The following is a 14775-nucleotide window of genomic DNA, read 5'->3' on the forward strand; positions in this document are numbered from 1 at the left end:
GGTATCAGGCGAGCAGGGAGATAAGGGCGGTGGCCAAGATCAGCATCACGGCGCCGCCAAGGCGAGAGGAGATCTGGGCAAAGGGCATCAGCTTCATCCGCTGGGCCGCCGAGAGCACGGCTACGTCGCCGGTGCCGCCCATGTTGGCCATACAAAGTCCGCCGGTGATGGCCGCCTCGATGGGATAGAAACCGATCATCCGGCCCACCAGCGCCGCGCCGAGGGCGCCACCGATCACGGTGACCATGACCAGCACGAAGTAGCTGATGGAGAAGGCGCTGATCAGTTCCGGAATACTGGTGTAGGCGACGCCGATCCCCACCAGCAGGGAGGGAGTGAGGTTGCTCACCACAAACTGATACCAGTCGGCCGCCGCCTGCTCATAACGGCGCGGCAGCAGGCCGCTCACCTTGATAAAGGCGACCGCCAAAATCATCAGGGCGAAGGGGTGCATGGGGATAAAGTTGCCAAGCAGGGAACCCAGCACAAACATGCTGGAGCTGATAAAAAGCCCCATACCCAGACTCTGCAGGGTCGGCGCTTCGGCCTGCTCATCGGCAATGCTCTGGCTACTCTCTTTAACCATCAGCTTGCCGTTGCCAGTCAGGGAGGGGTAACGGCGACCGAGCCGCGCCAGCAGGGAGCCCACCAGAATGGCCAGGGTATTGGCGATCACCACCGCCGGTACCATGCGCGACAAGAGATCCGCACTGGACATCTGCATCGGGCCGGAGAGGATCTCCACCAGAGGCACCGCGCCAGCCCCCATGCCGCCGCCCATGATCGGCAGGCCGATCAGCAACACCGCATTCTTGAAGCCATACCCCATCAGGGAGCCGACCAGCCCCACGCTCAGCAATGCCAGCGCTACGCCGCCAAGAATGACCGGCAGATAGCGCATGGCGGCATTTTTCAGCAAAGCGCCGCTCATGCCAAACACGGAGCCAGTCACCAGACTGGCGATAAAGAAGTTGAGAAAGCCACCCTCCTTCATGAAGTTGGTGATGACCTGCCCCGCCTGCACCGGCAGCAGCTGGTATTCGAACAGAGCGGCGCCGCCAAAGATGGCGAGGATGGTGCCGCCCCCCAGATATTCACGGATCGGCATGATCCGCTCCCCCAGCTCGGTCAGCAGGGTGCCCAGCACAAACATCAGTGCCAGCGCACCGACCATGCCGAGCGGCAACGAGCCATTCCAGCCGGAAAAGAGAACGCAGGTCGCCAGCCCCAGAAATATAAAGAGCGGCATACCGGCAATTTGTTGGCCGCCCATAAAGGCGGCCTTTTCTTGTGTGGTTTGTAGGGGGGAGAGGTTTTTCATTGTTATGTACTCTGCGTGTGATTGTGGCCGCTACTTTATTGATCCCCCTCGCCCCTGTCGGTTAGCCAGATTGCAAAGCCATATAAAAACATTAAAAACTTAAACATCATGGTGTCGCCAACGCGTGCTGCACAATAGAACACCAGACCATCGATGCCCTGCTCGACCAGGAAATAGGGCGATAAAACGAGCGAACCCAATGATGGATATTTGGGTGATCAGCAGTAATAACGATGCGATGATCTCTCCCCCTTCGGGGAAATAACAGAGCCAGATGACAAGCTCTGCGACCCTTTATCGCCACAGCTCCTGTGAGTGATAATCAGCGGGCTATGTCATCGCCATAACGCGAGTGCCACGGCATGCTACACCAGGGTTTGAGTCGGCGTGCAGGAAGCAGGCACGATGAAAAATGGTGAGGAGAAAGATGTAAAAAGGGGAGATTGAAATAGTGATGAGTCAAGCCAGCGAATACCAGAGCACTGGCTTGAACTCACAAGGATCACACACGGTCAGGTCTATTCTGCCAACAACAATGGAATATTGGCGGGGTCAAAATCATGACTGATATCGGTACTTCTGATTGCGCCTTCCCGATTCACGCCATGGTGTGACTCTGCACCATATTCTCCATCACTCAACAGCGCTTCAATTGCCAGATACACACATCCACTGTCATATCCATCCACAACCCGTTTCCCCCTTGTTTTATAACCCCATCAATATTAGCGGATAAAAAAAGAGCTGCTCGCCGAAGCTGAAAATTTCATGAAAATAACCACCGGATATCCTCCATTCACGGCGCAATATCCGAATCGGCAAGAGAGCCTCGAGTGGATCAGCCCCGAGAATAATATCAGGGGCTCGAATGCTGCTCGCCCTCACCAACGAAAGATCCGACCAGAAACATGATCCGCATCACACTATTTACTTAGCCTGCTAAACAAGTATGATAGTTAGCAGGCTAAGTACATTGAGGATGAGAAGATGACGGATCTGGAAAGGTTGCGCGAGCTGTCGCTCGCCGAGCAGATAGCGCGGATGCACCGGCTATGGCGTACTGCCGCCGATCTGGAGCTGGCTCCTCTTGGCCTCACCCATCCCCGCTGGACCGCGCTGTGGAAACTCTCCCGCATGGGGAACCATGTCAGCCAGAAGACCCTGGCCGAAGCCCTCGAAATAGAACTCCCCTCCCTGATGCGCACCCTGGGCCAGTTGGAAGAGCAGGGACTGATTGAGCGCCACTGCTGCAGTCAGGACAAGCGGGCCCGCATCGTCTGTGTGACCCCGGCTGGCCAGACCCTGCTCGATCAGATCGCCGACCGCATCATGAATATCCGCCGCGAGCTGCTGGGGGGCATTGACGAGCAGACCCTGCAACTGTTTGAAACCACGGTGCAACGGATCTCGGCCAACGCCCTCAGCAAAATTGAACAACACCACGACCGACAAGCCGGAGGCGATACAAGCCCTCCCGAGACCGACACAGAGAGAGAATAAGATGACTCCGGATCAACAATTTACCCGCTGGATCAAATGGTCCATGGCTGGCTTTGCCACCCTGTTTGCCTATTTTCTGATAGCCGACCTGCTGATGCCTCTCACTCCTCAGGCGATGGCGACCCGGGTGGTCACCAAGCTGGCCCCCCAGGTGAGCGGCAAGGTGATCGAGGTCGCCGTTCACAACAACCAGCAGGTCAAGAAGGGGGATCTGCTGTTCAGGCTGGATCCGGCCCCTTTTGAACTGGCAGTGGAGCAGGCCCGCCTTGCGCTGGCGCAGGCAGAGCAGCAGAACAGTGAACTGGATGCCGCCCTGACCGCCGCCGTTGCCGAGATCAACGCCAAGGAGACCCTGGCCAGCCAGAAGTGGCGCGAGGCTGAGCGGATCGATGCGCTGTTCCAGCGCCACATGGTCTCAGTGCAACAAAAAGATGAGGCTGACAGCGCCCTGCGCAGCGCCCAGGCCAACCTGCGCGCCAGTCAGGCCAAACTGGCCCAGCTCAAGGCCAGTCGTGGCGTGACCGGTGAGGATAATCTGTTGCTGCGCCAGGCCCGCAACAAGCTGGCGCAAGCGCAGCTGGCCCTCTCTTACAGCCGGGTCCACGCGGATCAGGATGGCACCATCACCAACCTGCAGCTCAAGCCGGGCAGTATCGCCAGCGCTGGCAGCCCGCTGCTGGCACTGGTGTCGGAACAGGTAGATGTCATAGCCGATTTTCGGGAGAAGAGCCTGCGCCATGTTGGCGAGCAAACCCGCGCACTGGTCGCCTTCGATGGCGAGCCGGGTCAGCTCTATCCTGCTCGGGTGAGCAGTCTGGATGCCGGGGTGAGTGCCGGTCAATTTGATGCCAACGGTCGACTGGCCGCACCGGTGGAGTCTGATCGCTGGGTACGGGATGCCCAGCGGATGCGGCTGCACCTCGAGCTGGACCAGCTCCCCGATCATCTGCCAGCCGGGGCGCGAGCCACGGTGCAACTGCTGCCGGACAATGCCCTGACCGCCATGCTGGCACGAGGCCAGATCCACCTGCTCAGCCTGCTCCATTATGTCTACTAACCACGCCACTCACCCGTCGGCCAATACTGCCCCAGCCCACCCCGTCGGTGGTGCTGCCGCTCACCTCTGGTACCGGCCCCTCACCGGCAACGAGCTGCGCCAGTGCCTGCGTATCGCCTTTGGCTGCACCACCGGCTTTCTGCTCTGCAAGCTGTGTGGCTGGAATTACGGGGTCTTCTATACGGTCACGCCGGTGCTGCTGCTGGGAATGGTGCCGGTGATGAATGGTCATGCCGCGCGCCAGCTGATCGCTGCGGCAGCCATCTGCGGGGTGGAGGTGGGTCTGTTGGGGGGGCTGTTTGGCAGCCATCCGGCACTGATGACCCCCATTGCCTTTCTGCTGTTTCTCTACCGTTTCGCCGCCATGTCGCGGGGCAGCCTGTTTCTGTTCGGGGCCAACGGGGTGCTGAGCCTCAGCATCATGCTGCACTTTGCCAGCTATCCGCAGACTGACCTCAACGACCTGATCCTCAACAATATCTGGGCGAGCATGCTGTCGGTGCTGATCGCCTACCTGATGACCATGCTGATCCCGGATGTGGAGGCCAGACCCAAGCCCGCCTCAGCTCCAAAGGCTCCGCACCGGATGCGCCATGAAGCCCTGCTGGGTGCCACTGTGGCCACCCTGTCGTTTCTGGTATTTCAGGTGTTTGACCTGCGCGACTCCATGTCTGCCCAGGCCACGACCTTGCTGGTGCTGTTCCCCATGCACTGGAACGGTGCGCTGAGTTATGCCCGCAAACGGGCGATGGGTACCTTGCTGGGGGTCACCTTCGGCTTGCTCGGCCAGCTGCTGCTCTATGACTGGTCAGGGCAACTGCTGCTGGTCGCTCCACTGCTGTGGCTCGGCGCCATGCTGTTCAGCCATGCCCACGTCAAGGAGGCAGGCGGCTCCGGGGTTGGCTTTGGCGCCCTCACCACCCTCGGCATCCTGTTTGGCCAGTACCTCACCCCGGGCAACGATCTGGTGTTCAGCGCCCTCTACCGGGTGAGCAGCATCCTGTTTGCCATCGTAGTCACCCTGTTGGCCTGCTACCTCGTCCACCGGCTGCTCAATCGCTTCGAGGCGACCCGCTTCGGTTATTGATTTCCTGTTGTAAGCGCTGTTGTCAGCCCATGGATGAGCTCTCTTTCGCCCCGTCGCCTGCCGGGGCGTTTTTTTCTCGCCCTCGTTTACCTCCCTCACCAATACTCCTGCCACTACAAGTCAGCGCAGAAGTGTGGCTATGCTTGTAAGGCTGCTGTCGATGAGGTGTACCTATGGTTCCGTTGTTAAAAAAATGGCTGGTTTGTTTGGTACTGTTGGCTACCAGCCCGCTCGGGGCCACCCCGCTTGTCATTGGTGCCGAAGATGACTGGGCCCCCTACTGCGAGCGCGACAAGGACAATGAGGATGACCAGCCCCACGGACTGGCGCCTGAGCTGGTCAAGGCGGTGTTCGCCGCCGAAGGGATCGAGATTGTCTTTCGCACCCTCCCCTTTGCCCGCTGCATGCACGATGCGAAAAGCGGCAAACTTGCGGGGTGCTTCAACGCTACCATCACCGAAGAGAACCGGTACCAGTACCACTGGCACGATACCCCCATGTTCGAGGAGGATCTTGCCATCTTCGCCCTTGCCAGCGACCCGCAACGGGATCTCAAGCTCACCTCGCTGGAAGGCAAGCGGGTGGGCATCACCCTCGGCTACACCTACCCTACCGATTTTATGGAGAACCCCAGGATCACCCGCTTTCAGGCCAAATCCGATGCCCAGATCCTCGAGATGCTGGTACGTGGCCGGGTCGACTACATCCTGATGAACGGCATGCCGGGCTACCTCAAGATCCAGCAGAAGCAGCTGACCGGCAAGGTGGTCAAGGTTGGCAAACTCTCCACCGATGGCTTCTGGCTCGCATTCTCCCGCCACCACCCGCAAGGGGAAGCGCTGGCCAAACAGTTCGAACAGGGGCTGCAGAAGATCAAGAACAACGGCATCTATGAGACGCTGATCCGCCAGTTTGAAACCAGACTTGGCCTCTACTGATTGACGATTCCTTCCTGATAGCGCCCCCTCATACTCGCGCGGTATGCCGGACAGCCAGCGACGCACCGAATGGCCCCGCTGATTGCACAATCACGGCAACCTGTTAGGCTCACGCCCGTATGACACCAATGGAGCTGTAATCATGAATAAGGTACATATGATGGCCGCTGGTGCGCTGGCCCTCGGCCTGCTCGCTGGCTGCAATCAGGGCAATACCCTCTCAGTCACTGGTGGCGAACCGGTCAGTTACCAGTGCGAGCAAGGCAAAAAGGTGCAGGTGCGCTACTTCTCCCTCTCCGATGAGAGCCTCAGCTTTATCAAGCTGTCGCTGCCGGATGGCAAGGATTACACCCTGCCCCAAGCCGTCTCGGCCTCCGGCGCCCGCTATACGGACGAACATGAGGCCGTCTGGTGGAACAAGGGGGATGAGGGCTTTGTCGAGCTTCGGGATCAGGATGGCGAGTGGCAGACCGCCTACAACGACTGCAAACAGCAATAAACGTGACCCCGGCCTGGCCGGGGTCTCTTTTTCTCTGGCATCAGAGTGGTGGGGGATCAGTTGATCTCGATTTCGAAGCGGTTGGTCACCTCGACCGGAATGGCATCCGGGTTGCCCTCTGCCGGGCTGTAGCGGATCCGCGAGAGGGTTGCCAGCGCGCTCTGCTCCAGCTCGCCGGGGGGCTCGGCCGCCACCACTTCCGGCTTGACCGGCGTGCCGCTGGCGTCGATTTGATAGCGAACTTCCACATACCCCTTGACCGGTTTTGCCGGCAGGGCGGGCTCGTCATTACCAAGCCATGACCACTGCTTCTCCTGAACCCAGTAGCTGGACAACTGCTCGAGAGGGATAGCGATCGGAGCGCGCTCGTGCGCCACCTCCTGACGGGATGAGCACCCCAGCAACAGTGTCACTGCCAGACCTGACCATACTGCGACTTTCCACTTCATGTAACGCTCCTTGTTCTTTGCCGGTGCTTGTTGCCGGACTGCGGGCCGCTCAACGCGGCCCGCTTGGTCAGTCACCCATCCTAACGAAAAAGTATTCGTATGAACATGAACAAAAGGGCCAACCCCGAGAGGTTGGCCCTTTTATCGTCAATAAGCTCACTAACCATACGCTGGCATCAGCCGCGCTTGTCGCTCACCACCAGCCAGAGCGCATGCACCATGCCCGGCAGACCGCCCATCAGGGTCAGCACTATGTTGATTAAAAAGTGCAGGCTAAAGCCCACTTGGATAAACGCGCACACCGGGGGCAGGAAAATGGCCAGCAGGATCTTGAGCAGATTGTTCATCTCGGCCCTCCTCTTCATCAATGTCGTCAGGATTGGAATGGGCTAACCATAAACATCCCGGGCTTCAACTGCAAACCAGACAGGGAATTCGCTCACCCGCATCACGCCAGGCGTTGAGGTCGTGGATCTGCTGATTGCTGCTGCCACGCCAGAGCAGGCCGGGGTCTGCCAACTCCTTTTCATACTTGCCATCCACCAGCACATCCAGCAAGGCCACCAGCTCGCGCTGGGCCTCTGACAGTTCGCCGAGCAGATAGCCGGTCCAGCACCAGATATCCTTGCCCGGACACTCGGCGCGCACCCGTTTCACCAGCGCCAGCACGTGGGGCACGTTGGCAGGGTGGAGCGGATCGCCGCCGGAGAGCGACAGACCTCGCCGTTTGATGCGGCTGTCGTTGAGATCCGCAATGACGCGATCGCTCATCGCCTCATCGAACGGCTTGCCGCCATCGAGCCGCCAGGTGCTCTGGTTGTAGCAACCGGGGCACTGATGCTCACAACCGGAGACAAACAGGGTGGCACGGGTGCCGGGACCGTTAATCACATCGACCGGGTAGTATTGGTGGTAGTGCATCGCTTGTTTCCTGCCTCGTTCACGGGAAGGCGGCATGGTTGCCGCCCTCCAATGAAAATGGCCCCTTGAGTCAGGGGCCAGCTCTTCATCGCTTGTGCGCTTACATATGTTTGACGCGGCGCTTCACTTCTTCCTGCTTACCCGCATTGAAGGGGCGTGCATCCGGGCTACCGAGGTAGCCGCAGACACGGCGGGTCACCGACACCTTGGCCGGGTCGTGGTTGCCGCAGCGCGGGCAGGTAAAGCCCTTGGAGGTACATTCGAACTCACCGGTGAAGCCGCAGTCGTAGCACTCGTCGATGGGAGTGTTGGTACCGTAGTAGGGCACCTTGTCATAGCTGTAATCCCAGACGTTTTCGAGCGCTTCCAGGTTGTGCTGGATGTTGGGGTACTCGCCGTAGCAGATGAAGCCACCGCTGGCGATGGGCGGATAGGGCGCCTCGAAGTCCAGCTTGTCGTACGGGTTGACCTGCTTCTCCACATCAAGGTGGAAGCTGTTGGTGTAGTAACCCTTGTCGGTCACGCCGGATACCACGCCAAACTCCTTGGCGTCGATGCGGCAGAAACGGGTGCAGAGGTTTTCGCTCGGGGTGGAGTAGAGGCTGAAGCCGTAGCCAGTCTCCTCTTTCCACTCGTCAATGGCTGCCCTGAGACGGGCGATAATGGCGATGGCCTTCTGTTGCAGCTCGGCGCTGTCAAACAGGTGCACCTTGTCACCAAACAGGGCGTTGATAGTCTCGTGAACCCCGATATAACCGAGGGAAATGGAGGCACGACCGTTCTTGAAGATCTCGCTGACGTTGTCGTCCGCCTTGAGGCGCACGCCGCAAGCCCCTTCCATATAGAGGATCGGAGCAACCCGTGCTTTCACCCCGTCCAGACGGGTGATGCGGTACATCAGCGCCTTCTTGGCAACCCGCAGGGAGGCATCGAGACGATCCCAGAAGTCCGCTTCGTCACGGGATTTCAGGGCTATGCGCGGCAGGTTGAGGCTCACGACACCCAGGTTGTTGCGACCTTCGTGGATCAGCTCGCCATTCTCCTCGTAGGCACCGAGGAAGGAGCGGCAACCCATGGGGGTCTTGAAGGAGCCGGTCACTTTCACGACCTGGTCGTAGTTGAGGATGTCCGGATACATCCGCTTGGAGGCACACTCCAGCGCCAGCTGCTTGATGTCGTAGTTGGGATCGCCCTGCTTGTGGTTGAGGCCATCCTTGATGGCAAACACCAGTTTCGGGAACACAGCGGTCTTCTTGTTCTTGCCAAGACCTGCGATACGGTTGCTGAGGATGGCGCGCTGGATCATCCGCGACTCCCAGCTGTCCCCCAAGCCAAAGCCAAAGGTGACAAACGGGGTCTGACCGTTGGCGGTGTGCAGGGTGTTGACCTCGTACTCCAGCGACTGGAAGGCGTCGTAGCACTCTTTCTCGGTGCGGGCCATGGCGTAGGCTTCTACGTCGGCAATGCCCCACTCTTCGGCCACTTCACGGTGTTTCTGCCAACTGATGGTCACATAGGGGGCCAGCACTTCGTCGATGCGGTTGATGGTGGTGCCGCCATAGATGTGGCTCGCCACCTGGGCGATGATCTGGGCGGTCACGGCAGTAGCGGTGCTGATGGATTTCGGGGTATCGATTTCCGCATTGCCCATCTTGAAGCCGTGAGTCAGCATCCCTTTCAGATCGATCAACATGCAGTTGAACATCGGGAAGAAAGGTGAGTAATCGAGATCGTGGAAGTGCAGATCACCGCTCTCGTGGGCCTGAACCACATCACGGGGCAGCATGTGGCTGGTGGCATAGTGCTTGGCGACGATACCGGCCAGCAAGTCGCGCTGGGTCGGGATCACCTTGGAGTCTTTGTTGGCATTCTCGTTGAGCAGGGCGGCGTTGGTCTGCTCAACCAGACCGCGGATCTCCTGCGCCAGACGGCCGCGCGCCTCGCGGGCCTGATCCCTGTCGTGGCGATATTCGATATAAGCACGGGCGATGGCCTTGTCGTCGGAAGCCATCAGGTGGTTTTCGACCCGGTTCTGGATCTCGTGGATATCAACTTCACCACGCCCTTCCAGCTCCTGACTCACTGCATTGGCAATGCGGGAGGCCAGTGCCGGATTGGCCTGATTGACCGCTTCCGCCGCACGGCTGACCGCCTCTGCAATCAGCTGGGCATTGAATGGTGCGCGACATCCGTCACGTTTGATCACAACCGGTTTCATGAATTTTCCCCGTTAAAAGGCCAGGCATTTGCCTCTGGCTCACCCTTGTTGGGCCCCCCTCCCGGCATCTCGTCCTGGACGCAAATAAATTCAGCCGAGGCTTGACAAGCCTGGGCTGAAGATAGGAGGGGAACAGCTTATACACAGCTTAATAACACAACATATAGGGATTAAAAACGAATGCGTCCCTATATGTGGTGTCTATTAGGCACCAAAGCGCAGCCTCATTTCTTGATCCAGAACAGGTTTTTCAGCGAGCGGGACAGTTCACGACCAACCTAAAAGAGCCCCATTCAAATCCAACCTCAAGCAGGGTGCGGGCTGGCGTCCGATCCGCCCACCCGAAAAAAAATCGCCCCCCACAGCACCGGTTTCGAGATGACAGCGCCAACCAAAACCGCCCATACTGAACAAGAACTCTCTCCCCCTCGACAAGGGACAACCCATGCGCACCTCTCCGCTGTTGCTACTGTTATCCACCCTCTCTCTGCCGCTCTGGGCCGCCAACATTCTGGTGATCAGCAGCTACCATCCCGAATACCTGTGGGACCAAAGCTACAACAAAGGGCTGCTCGATGGCTTGCAGGGGGAGCACAAGATCACTCACTTCTACATGGACACCAAACGCCATCCACGGGAGAAGTTCGACGAAATAGCCCAGCAAGCCATCGCCTTTTATCTCAAGAGCAAACCGGATCTGGTGGTACTGGGGGATGACAACGCCATCAACTATCTGGCCAACGAGATCGCCTCGCTGGGTACCCCGGTGGTCTTTCTCGGCATGAACGAGAATCCCCGCCTCAAGGGCTTTGTCGGCCACCCCAAGATCACCGGGGTGCTGGAGCGCCCCCTGCTCAAGCGCAACATCAGCGAAATAAGCCAGATGATGGGGGGGCTCGACAAAGCACTGGTTCTGTTTGATTCCAGTAATGTGGCCCTCACCGCCATCGAGGATGAATTCAAGACCCAGACCGAGCTGCGGGTCGGCCAGACCAGGATCAACAGCCAGTTGATGGGGGATTACAGCCTCTGGCAGGAGGCGGTGCTCAACGCCAAGAAGAACGGCTATCAGGCGATCTTCCTCGGCCTCTACCACACGCTGGTCGATGACAATGGCAAGCATGTGAGCGAAAAGACAGTGCTGGAGTGGACCAGCGCCAACACGCCGGTGCCGCTCTTCTGTTTCTGGGAGTTTACCGTCGGCAAGGGGATGGCCATCGGCGGGCTGGTGCTGGACGGCCACGATCAGGGGATACAGGCAGCCAGCCTCATCAATACCATTCTGGCGGGCACCCTGCCCCGTACCATCTCCCCGCGCGCGGCCCTGCGCGGCGAATATGTCTTCAGCAAGAGCGAGCTGGCCCGCTGGCAGCTCACCGTGCCCGACAAATGGCGCCACAAGATCCTCTGGCGTGAGTAACCGCCGAAACAAAAAAAGAGAACCCGGCCATGCCGGGTTCTCTTTTTTCGGGTGCTGCGGTTAGCAGGCTTGGTGAGGGCTATCAGCCCTGCAACGCCTGTTGCAGCTCCTCTTCGGTCCAGATGGTGATACCGAGCTCTTGTGCCTTGGTCAGCTTGGAACCGGCCGCTTCCCCCGCGACCAGCACATCGGTCTTGGCAGATACAGAGCCCGCCACCTTGGCCCCCAGCGCCTGCAGCGCAGCCTTGGCGTCGTTACGCGACAAGGTGGTCAGGGTGCCGGTCAGCACGAAGGTCTTGCCGGCAAAGGGTTGCTCCGCGGCCTCTTTCTTCTCGATGGCCGGCCAGTGGATGCCGGCAGCCAGCAAGGCTTCCAGCACCTCCACGTTGTGGGGCTGACGCAGGAAGTAGTAGACATGCTTGGCCACCACATCGCCCACATCGGCCACTTCGAGCAGTTGCTCCACCGAAGCTGCGCGCAGGGCTTCCAGCGTGAGGAAGTGGTTGGCAAGGTTGAGCGCAGTCGCCTCCCCCACTTCGCGGATCCCCAGAGCAAACAGGAAACGCGGCAGGGTGGTGCTGCGCGCCGCATCGATGGCGGCTACCAGATTGAGGGCCGATTTTTGCCCCATCCGCTCAAGACCGGCCAGCTGGATGGCATTGAGGCTGAACAGATCGGCGGGGGTCTTCACCAGCCCCTTGTCCACCAGCTGCTCGACAATCTTGTCGCCAAGGCCGTCCACATCCATGGCGCGACGGGCGGCGAAGTGCTTGATCGCCTCCTTGCGCTGCGCCTCGCAGAACAGGCCGCCGGAGCAGCGGGCAACCGCTTCCCCTTCCAGCCGCTCCACCGCAGAACCACAGACAGGACACTCGGTCGGGAAGAGGATCGCGCGGGCATCGCTTGGGCGCTGCGCCTCTACCACGGCCACGATCTGCGGGATCACGTCCCCTGCCCGGCGCACGATCACGGTATCACCGACCATGACGCCGAGGCGCTCAATCTCGTCGGCGTTGTGCAAAGTGGCGTTGGAGACAGTCACGCCGCCGACAAACACAGGTTTAAGCTTGGCCACCGGCGTCACGGCGCCAGTACGGCCAACCTGAAACTCGACATTCTCAAGCAGAGTCATCTCTTCCTGCGCCGGGAACTTGTGGGCGGTCGCCCAGCGCGGGGCACGTGCCACAAAGCCGAGCTCCTCTTGCAGAGCGATGGCATCCACCTTGTAGACCACGCCGTCGATCTCGTAAGGCAGCTCGCCACGGCGGGCCAGAATGTCGTCGTGGAACGCCTGACAACCGGCAGCCCCCTCTTTGAGTTTCACCTCGGGACTAAGCGGCAAGCCCCACTCCTTGAGCTGATTGAGGCGACCGAAGTGAGAGCCACCGAGCTGCTCGCCGCCGACACCGACGCCGTAGGCGTAAAAGCTCAGGGGACGGCTGGCAGTGATACGTGAATCGAGCTGACGCAGGCTGCCGGCGGCGGCGTTACGCGGGTTGACGAACACCTTCTCGCCTGCGGCCAGTGCCTTGGCATTCATCGCCTCGAAACCAGCCTTGGGCATAAAGACTTCGCCACGCACCTCAAGCCGCTCGGGCCAACCAGAGCCCCGCAATGCGAGCGGAATGGCCTTGATGGTACGCACGTTCTCGGTGATCTCCTCACCGGTTGCGCCATCGCCCCGGGTAGCGGCCTGCACCAGCTGACCATTCACATAGAGCAGGCTCACCGCCAGGCCATCAAGCTTGGGCTCGCAGCAGAACTCGAAACGCACTTCACGCTTGAGGCGATCGCTCATGCGCTGTTCAAAGGCCAGCAGCTCTTCGCTGCTAAAGACGTTATCCAGACTCAGCATGGGGATCTCGTGACGCACCTGCCTGAAGGCAGTCAGCGGCTGGCCACCGACCCGCACGCTCGGGGAAGCCGGGGTTTTCAGCTCGGGGTGGTCAGCCTCCAGTGCGATCAATTCGCGCATCAGACGGTCGTATTCGGCATCCGGCACTGTGGGGTTATCCAACACATAGTACTGGTGACCATATTCGGTAAGCAGTTCACACAATTGACGGTGGCGGGAGAGAGTGTCGCTCATGAAAAAGTCTCGAAGTGTGATTGAACATACGGCCGGGGTAGAAACAAAAATGCGGTACCTGGGTACCGCACTTTTTCTTCACTCGACCCGCATGGCGTATTAGTCGCGACTGGCCTCGTAGGCAGCCAGCTCGTGACGGTAACGGGCAATGGTCTCGTCGCTCAGCGGGCTGCGATCCATATCTGTCAGCATGGCATCGAGATCGCTGGCCAGCTGATCGGCAGCCTGCAGCATGTCCTCGAAGGCAAACGCGGCATTGCTGCGCAGCGGCAGTTGCATGAACAGGGAGACACCCGGCGTGGTGAACTGTTCCATCCGGTACGGATTGAAGGTGCCTGGCTTGACCATGTTGATCATGGAGAAGAGCACTTCACCCTTGCCGTTGGGATCTTCGTGACGGTGGAAAATATCCATCTCGCCAAACTTGAAGCCCAGCGCCATCAGGGACGAGAGCAGGGTCGCACCTTGCAAGTCGTGACCCGGACGGCCCATCAGGTTGATGACATAGACATCCTGCCAAATCTTCTCGACCGGCTGGGGCGCCATGCGCGGCTCTTCAACCACAGGTGCAGGTGCCACGTAGGCCGGCTCTTCATACACAGGCTCGGGAGCCACATGACGGGGCTGCGGCTGATATTCCGGCTCGGGAGCACGCACCGGTTCGGCACGAACGGTGTCAGCGGTACGGACTGTCTCTGCACGGGCACCAAAAGTCGGGGCGGTCGCATAGGCGGGCTCGACCAGCGGCTCGTCGTCCAGCGACTGCATCATGGGCTCGCGCTGAGGACGGGAGCGGTAAACCGGGGTACGACGATTGACCTGAGCAGGTTTGCGCACCGGCGCGGCGGGCGCCTCGTCGATCTCCTCGGGCAGCGGTTCGTCGAACGCTTCCTCCTCTTCATAGACAGGAGGCGGCGGAACCGGGCGGGCAGCAGGCTTGCGCACTACGGGCGGCGGCAGATCGTCCTCGTCATCTTCATCATCAAAGGCGGGGACGGCAGGGCGACGACCGAGTTCCGGCTGGCGGCTCTCTTCACTGCGCAGCTTGGGCTCGGCACGACGGCCACCACTGACCACACGTACCTGGCCGATGCCATCGCTGTCGAAGGCGTCGTTATCACGATCCCGCGACTTGGAGTCCATCCGTCCAATCGGTTTCTCTTTGATCGGTGCCTGACGATTCTTTTTGTTGCTCCACAACCCGTGAATGAGCAATGCCGCAATAGCAATACCGCCCAGGGCAACCAAGATGTAACGCAATTCCTGCATTAGCTGC

Annotated in this window: 14 protein-coding genes; 6 read left to right on the top strand and 8 right to left on the bottom strand. The window is 59.7% G+C overall.

Going from position 1 to position 14775, the window contains the following annotated elements:
- Positions 1-4: 4 nt before the first annotated feature.
- Complete coding sequence (locus ACTG27_RS10775; protein ID WP_088869904.1) at positions 5-1321, bottom strand: 2-hydroxycarboxylate transporter family protein; 1317 nt, start codon at positions 1319-1321, stop codon at positions 5-7.
- 518 nt (positions 1322-1839) lie between these two features.
- Positions 1840-2010, bottom strand: coding sequence for a hypothetical protein (locus ACTG27_RS10780; RefSeq protein ID WP_162838752.1), 171 nt, complete (start codon positions 2008-2010; stop codon positions 1840-1842).
- A 298-nt stretch (positions 2011-2308) separates the two neighbouring features.
- Here ACTG27_RS10780 and ACTG27_RS10785 point away from each other — a divergent pair, with 298 nt between their 5' ends.
- The 5 genes from ACTG27_RS10785 (at position 2309) to ACTG27_RS10805 (ending at position 6402) form a co-directional block, all read left to right on the top strand.
- Entirely contained in the window at positions 2309-2821 is a 513-nt protein-coding gene (locus tag ACTG27_RS10785) for a MarR family transcriptional regulator (RefSeq protein WP_199427507.1), read from the top strand.
- Between the two features lies 1 nt (position 2822).
- Positions 2823-3878, top strand: coding sequence for an HlyD family secretion protein (locus tag ACTG27_RS10790; RefSeq protein ID WP_231720743.1), 1056 nt, complete (start codon positions 2823-2825; stop codon positions 3876-3878).
- Positions 3868-4965 (top strand): DUF2955 domain-containing protein, encoded by a 1098-nt coding sequence (locus ACTG27_RS10795; protein WP_439979660.1) that lies wholly within the window; start codon positions 3868-3870, stop codon positions 4963-4965. The genes ACTG27_RS10790 and ACTG27_RS10795 overlap by 11 nt, the downstream gene beginning before the upstream one ends.
- A gap of 173 nt (positions 4966-5138) precedes the next feature.
- The gene (locus tag ACTG27_RS10800) at positions 5139-5903 is read left to right on the top strand and encodes a substrate-binding periplasmic protein (RefSeq protein ID WP_139441801.1); all 765 of its coding nucleotides are present in this window, start codon (positions 5139-5141) and stop codon (positions 5901-5903) included.
- Between the two features lie 142 nt (positions 5904-6045).
- The gene (locus ACTG27_RS10805; RefSeq protein ID WP_139464163.1) at positions 6046-6402 is read left to right on the top strand and encodes an MliC family protein; all 357 of its coding nucleotides are present in this window, start codon (positions 6046-6048) and stop codon (positions 6400-6402) included.
- A gap of 56 nt (positions 6403-6458) precedes the next feature.
- Here ACTG27_RS10805 and ACTG27_RS10810 read toward each other — a convergent pair whose 3' ends face one another.
- From ACTG27_RS10810 to nrdD, 4 genes are all read right to left on the bottom strand, one after another.
- Positions 6459-6851: a TonB family protein gene (locus ACTG27_RS10810; protein WP_005358848.1), complete on the bottom strand. Its 393-nt coding sequence runs from the start codon at positions 6849-6851 to the stop codon at positions 6459-6461.
- A gap of 176 nt (positions 6852-7027) precedes the next feature.
- Positions 7028-7198, bottom strand: a complete 171-nt coding sequence (locus ACTG27_RS10815; protein ID WP_005338440.1) for a YqaE/Pmp3 family membrane protein — start codon at positions 7196-7198, stop codon at positions 7028-7030.
- A gap of 64 nt (positions 7199-7262) precedes the next feature.
- The gene (nrdG, locus tag ACTG27_RS10820) at positions 7263-7772 is read right to left on the bottom strand and encodes an anaerobic ribonucleoside-triphosphate reductase-activating protein (RefSeq protein WP_124930069.1); all 510 of its coding nucleotides are present in this window, start codon (positions 7770-7772) and stop codon (positions 7263-7265) included.
- 100 nt (positions 7773-7872) lie between these two features.
- Positions 7873-9990, bottom strand: a complete 2118-nt coding sequence (gene nrdD, locus ACTG27_RS10825; RefSeq protein WP_042079841.1) for an anaerobic ribonucleoside-triphosphate reductase — start codon at positions 9988-9990, stop codon at positions 7873-7875.
- 445 nt (positions 9991-10435) lie between these two features.
- Between nrdD and ACTG27_RS10830 the strand changes: the two genes are divergently transcribed.
- Positions 10436-11410 (top strand): ABC transporter substrate-binding protein, encoded by a 975-nt coding sequence (locus ACTG27_RS10830; RefSeq protein WP_439979661.1) that lies wholly within the window; start codon positions 10436-10438, stop codon positions 11408-11410.
- Positions 11411-11492: 82 nt separating this feature from the next.
- Here ACTG27_RS10830 and ligA read toward each other — a convergent pair whose 3' ends face one another.
- Both ligA and zipA read right to left on the bottom strand, forming a co-directional pair.
- Positions 11493-13499 (bottom strand): NAD-dependent DNA ligase LigA, encoded by a 2007-nt coding sequence (ligA, locus tag ACTG27_RS10835; RefSeq protein ID WP_439979662.1) that lies wholly within the window; start codon positions 13497-13499, stop codon positions 11493-11495.
- A gap of 99 nt (positions 13500-13598) precedes the next feature.
- Entirely contained in the window at positions 13599-14768 is a 1170-nt protein-coding gene (gene zipA / locus ACTG27_RS10840; RefSeq protein ID WP_040066671.1) for a cell division protein ZipA, read from the bottom strand.
- Positions 14769-14775: the final 7 nt, after the last annotated feature.

This window comes from Aeromonas sp. 97A, from assembly GCF_051919185.1.
Taxonomy (GTDB): domain Bacteria; phylum Pseudomonadota; class Gammaproteobacteria; order Enterobacterales; family Aeromonadaceae; genus Aeromonas; species Aeromonas veronii.

What these genes read in the sequence shown, in the direction of transcription:
- ACTG27_RS10775 (WP_088869904.1), bottom strand. Translation starts at nt 1,321, where the DNA reads ATGAAAAACCTCTCCCCCCTACAAACCACACAAGAAAAGGCCGCCTTT.
- ACTG27_RS10785 (WP_199427507.1), top strand. Translation starts at nt 2,309, where the DNA reads ATGACGGATCTGGAAAGGTTGCGCGAGCTGTCGCTCGCCGAGCAGATA.
- ACTG27_RS10790 (WP_231720743.1), top strand. Translation starts at nt 2,823, where the DNA reads ATGACTCCGGATCAACAATTTACCCGCTGGATCAAATGGTCCATGGCT.
- ACTG27_RS10795 (WP_439979660.1), top strand. Translation starts at nt 3,868, where the DNA reads ATGTCTACTAACCACGCCACTCACCCGTCGGCCAATACTGCCCCAGCC.
- ACTG27_RS10800 (WP_139441801.1), top strand. Translation starts at nt 5,139, where the DNA reads ATGGTTCCGTTGTTAAAAAAATGGCTGGTTTGTTTGGTACTGTTGGCT.
- ACTG27_RS10805 (WP_139464163.1), top strand. Translation starts at nt 6,046, where the DNA reads ATGAATAAGGTACATATGATGGCCGCTGGTGCGCTGGCCCTCGGCCTG.
- ACTG27_RS10810 (WP_005358848.1), bottom strand. Translation starts at nt 6,851, where the DNA reads ATGAAGTGGAAAGTCGCAGTATGGTCAGGTCTGGCAGTGACACTGTTG.
- ACTG27_RS10815 (WP_005338440.1), bottom strand. Translation starts at nt 7,198, where the DNA reads ATGAACAATCTGCTCAAGATCCTGCTGGCCATTTTCCTGCCCCCGGTG.
- nrdG (WP_124930069.1), bottom strand. Translation starts at nt 7,772, where the DNA reads ATGCACTACCACCAATACTACCCGGTCGATGTGATTAACGGTCCCGGC.
- nrdD (WP_042079841.1), bottom strand. Translation starts at nt 9,990, where the DNA reads ATGAAACCGGTTGTGATCAAACGTGACGGATGTCGCGCACCATTCAAT.
- ACTG27_RS10830 (WP_439979661.1), top strand. Translation starts at nt 10,436, where the DNA reads ATGCGCACCTCTCCGCTGTTGCTACTGTTATCCACCCTCTCTCTGCCG.
- ligA (WP_439979662.1), bottom strand. Translation starts at nt 13,499, where the DNA reads ATGAGCGACACTCTCTCCCGCCACCGTCAATTGTGTGAACTGCTTACC.
- zipA (WP_040066671.1), bottom strand. Translation starts at nt 14,768, where the DNA reads ATGCAGGAATTGCGTTACATCTTGGTTGCCCTGGGCGGTATTGCTATT.